The 6,772-nt window shown below is 70.9% G+C and carries 6 protein-coding genes; 3 read left to right on the top strand and 3 right to left on the bottom strand.

Annotated elements, in window-relative coordinates; all coding sequences use genetic code 11:
• Positions 1-116: 116 nt before the first annotated feature.
• Together hpnH and IJH84_RS16665 are read left to right on the top strand one after the other, a co-directional pair.
• A complete protein-coding gene (gene hpnH, locus IJH84_RS16670; protein ID WP_200069506.1) occupies positions 117-1,118 on the top strand; it encodes an adenosyl-hopene transferase HpnH in 1,002 nt (333 codons plus the stop codon).
• An 83-nt stretch (positions 1,119-1,201) separates the two neighbouring features.
• Positions 1,202-1,861 carry a VC0807 family protein gene (locus IJH84_RS16665; protein ID WP_233627179.1) on the top strand — a complete coding sequence of 220 codons (660 nt, stop codon included), beginning with the start codon at positions 1,202-1,204 and terminating at the stop codon, positions 1,859-1,861.
• 51 nt (positions 1,862-1,912) lie between these two features.
• Here IJH84_RS16665 and IJH84_RS16660 read toward each other — a convergent pair whose 3' ends face one another.
• Genes IJH84_RS16660 through IJH84_RS16650 form a run of 3 tightly spaced genes read right to left on the bottom strand, consistent with a single transcriptional unit; the run spans position 1,913 to position 5,906 of the window.
• Complete coding sequence (locus tag IJH84_RS16660) at positions 1,913-2,632, bottom strand: SDR family oxidoreductase (RefSeq protein WP_295146023.1); 720 nt, start codon at positions 2,630-2,632, stop codon at positions 1,913-1,915.
• Entirely contained in the window at positions 2,629-3,531 is a 903-nt protein-coding gene (locus IJH84_RS16655; RefSeq protein ID WP_295146021.1) for a DMT family transporter, read from the bottom strand. The genes IJH84_RS16660 and IJH84_RS16655 overlap by 4 nt, the downstream gene beginning before the upstream one ends.
• Positions 3,528-5,906 carry a WS/DGAT domain-containing protein gene (locus IJH84_RS16650; RefSeq protein ID WP_295146018.1) on the bottom strand — a complete coding sequence of 793 codons (2,379 nt, stop codon included), beginning with the start codon at positions 5,904-5,906 and terminating at the stop codon, positions 3,528-3,530. The genes IJH84_RS16655 and IJH84_RS16650 overlap by 4 nt, the downstream gene beginning before the upstream one ends.
• A gap of 340 nt (positions 5,907-6,246) precedes the next feature.
• Between IJH84_RS16650 and cynS the strand changes: the two genes are divergently transcribed.
• On the top strand, positions 6,247-6,690 hold the full coding sequence (gene cynS, locus IJH84_RS16645; protein WP_295146016.1) for a cyanase: 444 nt from the start codon (positions 6,247-6,249) through the stop codon (positions 6,688-6,690).
• Positions 6,691-6,772: the final 82 nt, after the last annotated feature.

Genomic DNA, 6,772 nt, shown 5'->3' with positions numbered 1-6,772 from the left:
CGGCTGCGCCGCCTCACACCCGCGGTGGCGGAGTGGGCGGCCGACCCGGAACGCGCGCCCGCGGTGGCGCACCGGGACTGATCCGCAAACACCAGAAGCAGTCAGGAGGTGCAGCCATGGGCATTCCGATGCGCCAGGCCGCTCGCGTCGGCGCCTACCTAGTGCGGCAGAAGCTCGCGGGCCGGAAGAAGTTCGCGCTGACCCTGGAGCTGGAGCCGTTGTTCGCCTGCAACCTCGCCTGCGCGGGGTGCGGCAAGATCCAGCACCCGGCGAGCGTCCTCAAGCAGCGGATGCCGGTCGACCGGGCGCTGGCCGCGGTCGAGGAATGCGGTGCCCCGGTGGTCTCCATCGCAGGCGGCGAGCCGCTGATGCACCCCGAGATCGAGGTGCTGGTCGACGAGCTGGTCAAGCGCAAGAAATTCGTCTACCTGTGCACCAACGCGCTGCTGATGCCGCGCAAGATCGACAAGTTCACGCCGTCCCCGTACTTCTCGTGGGCGGTGCACGTCGACGGGCTGCAAGAGCGCCACGACGCCTCGGTGTGCAAGGAGGGCGTGTTCGCGCAAGCGGTCGACAACATCAAGGACGCGCAGCAGCGCGGGTTCCGGATCACCACGAACAGCACGTTCTTCAGCACCGACACGCCGTCCTCGGTGATCGAGGTGCTGGACTACCTCAACAACGAGCTCGACGTGGACCAGATGATGCTCTCGCCCGCCTACGCCTACGACAAGGCGCCGGACCAGGACCACTTCCTCGGCGTCACCGAGACCCGGGAGCTGTTCAAGAAGGTTTTCGCCGATGGCAGGCGCCGCAAGTGGCGGTTCAACCACTCGCCGAAGTTCCTGGACTTCCTGGAGGGCAAGGTCGACTTCGGCTGCACCGCGTGGGCCATCCCGTCCTACTCGCTATATGGCTGGCAGCGGCCCTGCTACCTGATGGCCGACGGCTACGCGCAGAGCTACCGGGAGCTGTTGGAGGAGACGGACTGGGAGGCTTACGGTCGCGGGCGCGACTCGCGCTGCGCCAATTGCATGGCGCACTGCGGCTACGAGCCGACGGCCGTGATGGCCACGATGGGTTCACTGCGCGAGTCCATACGGGCGCTGCGCGGGTGACGTGAGTCACCCCTGTTCGTCGGTAGTCCCGGCGTGCTGGTTACGGTAGGGGCCAACGGCCCCCGACGTACGGACCGATACGAATGCAGAAGCCCTCGCAGGTGATTCACCTCGACGCGCTTTCCGCGCACCTCTGGCACGCGGCCAAACACCTCGGCGAGACGGTGATCGCGCCGCTTGCGCTGTTCTATGTCCTGTTCAACCTCACCGGCCTGACCGGCGGTCTCATCGCCGCGCTCGTCTGGGGAGTGGGCGCCGTCGCGGTGCGAGCGGTATTGCGGGTGAAGATCCCGATGGTGCTGCTGCTGACCACCGGGATCCTGGTGGTCCGCACCGTCGTCGGGTTCGCGACCGGCAGCTCGTTCCTGTACTTCCTGGAACCGAGCCTGCAGAACTTCTTCGTGGCGTTGTTGTTCCTGGGTTCGCTGCTGTTCGAGCGGACGTTGATCGCCAAGCTCGCCGACGACTTCTGCGTGCTTCCACCGTCGCTGATCGGCAACGCGCGGGTGCAGAGGTTCTTCCGGCGGGTGTCGCTGCTGTGGGCGCTGGTGTTCACGATCAACGGGTTCACCACGCTGTGGGCGCTGGCGCAGGCGACGATCGGGCACTTCCTGCTGGCCAGCACGGCGGGCTCGTTCAGCCTCGTGGCGGTGGCCGCGGTGGCGTCGGTGTGGTGGCTGCGCCGGGAGCTGCACGGCGAGGGGATCACCTTGCGCTTCTCCCGCAAGGCCGTGCCCGCCTGAGCCTTCGTCGACGAACGGCACCGTCCCTCGGGGCGGTGCCGTTTTCGCGCTTCAGCCGAAGCGGCGCGCGAGCAAGCGGAAGGTTCCCGGCAGGGCGCCGCGCACCCGCGAAGCCAGGCCCAGCCAGGATGGCACGAACACCTCTGGCGTTTCCCGCTCGATGGCGGTCAGCAGCACGCGGGCCACCTGTTCCGGCGGGATCGGGCGCGGGAACCGGCGGGTGTACGCGCCGCGCCGGTCGAAGAAGCCGGTGCGCACCGCGCCCGGCAGCACGGTGGTGACCGGCACGCCCTCGGCGCGGATGCTGTCGGCGAACGCCCGCAGCCCGGCCTTCGTCGCCGCGTAGGCGGCCTCGTGGTGCACGCCGACGGCCGCGATGGACGAGACGAACGCGACCTGCCCGCCGCGATGGCTCAGTTCCGGCATCGCGGCCCTGGTCAGCTCCATCGGAGCGGTCAGGTTCAGCGCTACCAGGTCGCTGATCTGCCCGGCGGTCATCGCGCCCAGCGGGCCGTGCCAGCCCGCCCCGGCGTTGTTGATCAGCAGCTCGACTCCGGCGGCCGCATCGGCGACCCGGGCCAGCTCGTCCCGAACGGTCAGGTCGGCGCGCAGCGGGCGGCCACCGGTGCGGCGCGCCAGCGCGCCGAGCCGGTCGGCGTCGCGCCCCACCAGCAGCGGCTCGCACCCGGCGGCGGCCAGCTCGATCGCCAGCGCCGCTCCGATGCCCGAGGAACCCCCGGTGATCAGGGCGCGCCGCGGAGGCCACCTCATCCGGACCCGGAATTCCGGGCCGCGATCCGGCGCAGGTGTTCGCCGCGCCGGGTCAGCACCCAGATGCCGACCAGCAGCAGCACCGCCGCGAGCACTTCACCTGCCAGTGCGTACGGGCTCGCCACGACCCGCTCGCCGAGCCAGTTCACCCCGATCGCGATGCCCACCAGCGGATCGACCGCGGTGATCACCGCCAGTGCCGGGGAGATGAACCGGCCCTGCTGGAAGGTGTTCTGGCTGAGCAGGAACCCCACCGGCCCCAGCGCGCACACGACGTAGAGGGTGGGGTGGCCGAACGGTTCGGCGAGGCCGCCCTGCCGGATCTGCCCGGCCACGACCTTGATCAATCCGGCGGTGACGCCGTAGAGCACGCCTGTCGCCAGGGCCAGCGCCAGCACCCGGAGCTCACCGCGGAACCGCCCGGCGGCGAGCAGGCAACCCAGCACGATCAGCACCAGCACCGCCGCGAGCGGGAACACTCCGGAGCCGGTGAACCCCTCACCTTGCCCGCTCGGCCGCGCCAGCAGCAGGAACACCGCCAACCCGACGGCGACCGCGAGCGCGCCGAGCACCAGGACCCGGTCCAACCGGCGGTGCGCCATCCAGGCCGCGAAGACCGCGCCGAACAGCACCGCGGTGACCAGCAGCGGCTGCACCAGCACCAGCGGACCGAACGCGAGCGCCACGACCTGCAAGGACAGCCCGACGATCACGGTGCCGATGCTCAGCAGCCAGATCGGTTTGCGCACCAGTTGCCACAGCAGCCGGGGATCCAGCGTGCGGGTGGTGGGCACCTGCTTGGTCGCGCGTTGCTGCACGGCGCTGGCCAGCCCGAACCCGGCGGCGCCCGCCAGCGCGGCGGGCACCGCGATGAACAACTGGCTCCCGGTGGAGGTCACGCGCCCTCCTGCGCGCCGAGCCGCAGTGCGGCGAAGGCGCTCGGGAGCTGGTCGGCGAGCTTGTCCACGTCGGGCAGCAGCGCCGCGTCGGTGGTGAGCGCGACTCCGACGGTTCTTCCCCACCCGATGGTCCCGATCGCCAGCGCCATGCCATCGGCCAGCGGCAAGACCGGGTACACGGTGCGCAGCAGCGCTCCGGCGATGTGCACCGGCGTCCGGTGCCCCGGCATGATCGAGACGATCGCCTGGAAGAAGTTGCGTCCGTAGATCCTGCGGCAGACCCAGCGGTGCAGCGGAGCGGGCAGCAGGCGCAGACCCCGCAACACGGCTTCGCTGGCCTGCGGCTGCCCGCGGTGCTGCGCGCGGTCGAGCCGGGCGGCGACTTCGGCGAGCCGTCGCCGCGGGGACATGGGGCCGATGGGCAGGTCGACGGTCACCGCGACCGCGTGGTTGCCGAAGTCTTCGGTGCCGGGACGGGCCTTCCTGGGCACCATGGTGCGGAAGTTCCGCTGGTGTGTGTTGTTCTCGTCCAAGCGGTGCAGCGCTTCGGCCACCATGCCGAGCAGCAACGCGCTGCGGGATACGCCGTTCGCGCGGGCTTCGGCCTCGACCTCGGCGGCGTCGAGCTCTTTCCAGGCGAAGCGGCGTGCTCCGGTGCTGCGTCCGCCGAGGCCGCCGCGCGGGGCCGGGCCTGCGGTGACCAGGCTCAGCATGCCGCGCAACACCGCCGTGACGTACCGCAGGCGTGGAATCGCGGGCCGGGGCTGCTCCGGCAGATCGGGGACCTCGTCGCACAGCAGCCGCAGCAGCGTCGAGGTCATCACCAACCCGTCGCCGAGCGAGTGGTGCATCTTCACCAGCAGCGCCGAGTCGCCGGAGCCGGGCCGGTGCAGCACGGCCATCTCCCATGGTGGGCGGTCGGTGGGCAACGGCGTGCTGAAGAACTCGCGCTCCGCGGACTCCTGATCGTCGTGCTCGCCGAGCGTGATCCGCCGCAGGTGCTGCTCAGGTGCGAGTCGCCGGACCGGCACCCAGTGCGGTTCGCGGTGCCGGCGGGTGACCAGCCGCTTGCTGACCATCGGCAGTTCGGGCGCACGGGCGGCGATCCGTTCGCTGACCCGCGCGGCGAGCTCGGCGCCCCATTCCGCGCCGGCCGCCGGTCCGCGCAGCGACAACACGGCGCCGGTCTGCTGTGCAACCTGCGGGGTCGTGACGTGCACGAAGAACGTGTCCTGAGCGCGCATCCGCTCGGGCACGGCGGGATCCAGGTTCGCCATATCGGCCACCTGGTCGGCGAACTCGCCGGTGTCCCGCAGGTGCCGGAGCATCCGCTGCTCGGCGTTGTGCAGCTCGCCGGGCTCGGTGGCGAGCCGGTCCAGCGCCTGCGCCAGCGCGGGCTCGTCGTCGCAGAGTTCGGCCAGACCGGCGCGTTCCATCAGCTCGGCGTTGGCGCGGCCGTGCCCGGCGATGGGTTCGAACATGAGGACCGGGCGGGCGCAGGCGAGTGCTTCCAGCGCGGTGGCGCCCCCGGCATTGGTCACCACGACGTCGGCCGCCGCGGTGCGCGTGGCCATGTCGTCGACCCAGCCCAGCGGGTCGATCCGGGAGTCGCGCTCGGCACGGCGCAGCAACCGGTCGCGCAAGGTGTCGTTGTGCCCGCACACGACCACGACCTGATCGGTCCCGGCGCGCAGCGCTGCCTCGACGGCGCGGTCGACGGAGCCGAAACCCAGTGAGCCGCACGAGATCAGCACCACGAAACCGGCCTGCGGGAGACCGCAGGCGCGGCGTGCTTCGGCCTTGTCCCGCGGGTGGAACGCGGCGACGACGGGCGGTGCGCTGACGGTGTTGACCGCCGCCGGTTCGGCGAGATCGGCTGCCCCTGCGCTGACCTCGCTCATGGCGTAGTGCCGGTCGATCGCGGAGTAGACCCAGAACGGGTGCGGGGCGAAGTCGGAGATCACCGCCGCGACCGGAGTCCGCAGTTCGCCGCGGGCGCGCAACCAGGCCAGACCGGCGGTGCCCATGGGGTAGGTGGACACGATCAGGTCCGGGCGTTCGTCGGCCAGCAGCGGGCGCAGCCTGCGGCCCGCCCAGGCACCGACGAAGCGGCGGCAGCCGTTGGCGAACCAGCGTTGCCGCCACAGCGCGGCGTAGAAGAAGTCGTAGAGCCATGGCGTGGACTGCACGTTGGTCACGTAGATCCGGCCGAACGTTCGCGGCACCCAAGGCCCCATCGCCCGCAGTGCGTCGAGCCAGGACACCTCGCAGCCCGGCCACGATCGCCGGGCGGCCTCCTCGACGGCTCGCGCGGTGGCGTTGTGCCCTTCCCCGATGGTGGCGCTGACCAGCAGCAGGCGGCGCGGCTCAGTCACGAGGCGAGCTCCTTCCGAGAACGGCTCGTGCTTTCGCAGGCTAGCGGCGACCCGCCGCCTCGGCCGGGTGGAGCCGAACGGGACGAACCGCGCCTGTGGAGTGCCTCCGAAGTTGGCTTGCGCAGTGGGTCAGGTAGCGGAACCTCAGCTAGAAGGCGCGGACGCAGAAAACCGGCGGGTGCGGCCGATGCATGGACCGCGATGCCGCGTGCTCGCAGCACGAACCACGCCGTTTCGGCCGAGAATGTGTCCGGATTGAGCGATGTCGTGCGGGACGGGCGGTGTTGTGCGATCGCGATCGTCCTGCCTGTCCCGGGTTTTCCGGGGAAGGGGAGCGGACATGATCAGTAAGCAGGATGCCGCGGCCGCGGTCCGGTCGCAGAAGACCGAACTGGGCCTGACCTGGGCGCAGCTGGCCGAGGCGGTGGGCAGGCCGGTCGCCTGGACCACGGCGGCGCTGCTCGGCCAGCACCCGATGGGCGAGGCCGAGGCGAACGCCGCCGCGGAGTTGCTCGAACTGGACCGGGAGGTCGCTCTCGCGCTGCGCGTCCAGCCCACTCGGGGCGCGCTGGACGCGCAGGTGCCCGCCGACCCGACGATGTACCGGCTCTACGAGGTGCTGCAGGTGTACGGGCCGACCATCAAGGAACTGATCCACGAGGAATTCGGTGACGGCATCATGAGCGCGATCAACTTCCGGCTCGACGTCCGTCGCGCTGAAGACCCGCAGGGCGACCGCGTCGTGGTCACCTTGGACGGCAAGTTCCTGCCGTACCAGTGGTGAACCGCGCCGTTCTCACGCGCACATCGAAACCACCGCCCTGTCCAATGCTCGCCGGTGCAGCGGGTCGAAGTGGTGGTGCAGG

The sequence above is a fragment of the Saccharopolyspora sp. genome, from assembly GCF_017434145.1.
In the GTDB taxonomy this organism is placed as follows: domain Bacteria; phylum Actinomycetota; class Actinomycetes; order Mycobacteriales; family Pseudonocardiaceae; genus Saccharopolyspora_C; species Saccharopolyspora_C galaxeae.
Note: the sequence above shows the minus strand (reverse complement) of the source record. Positions and strands in the feature narration are given on the sequence as shown.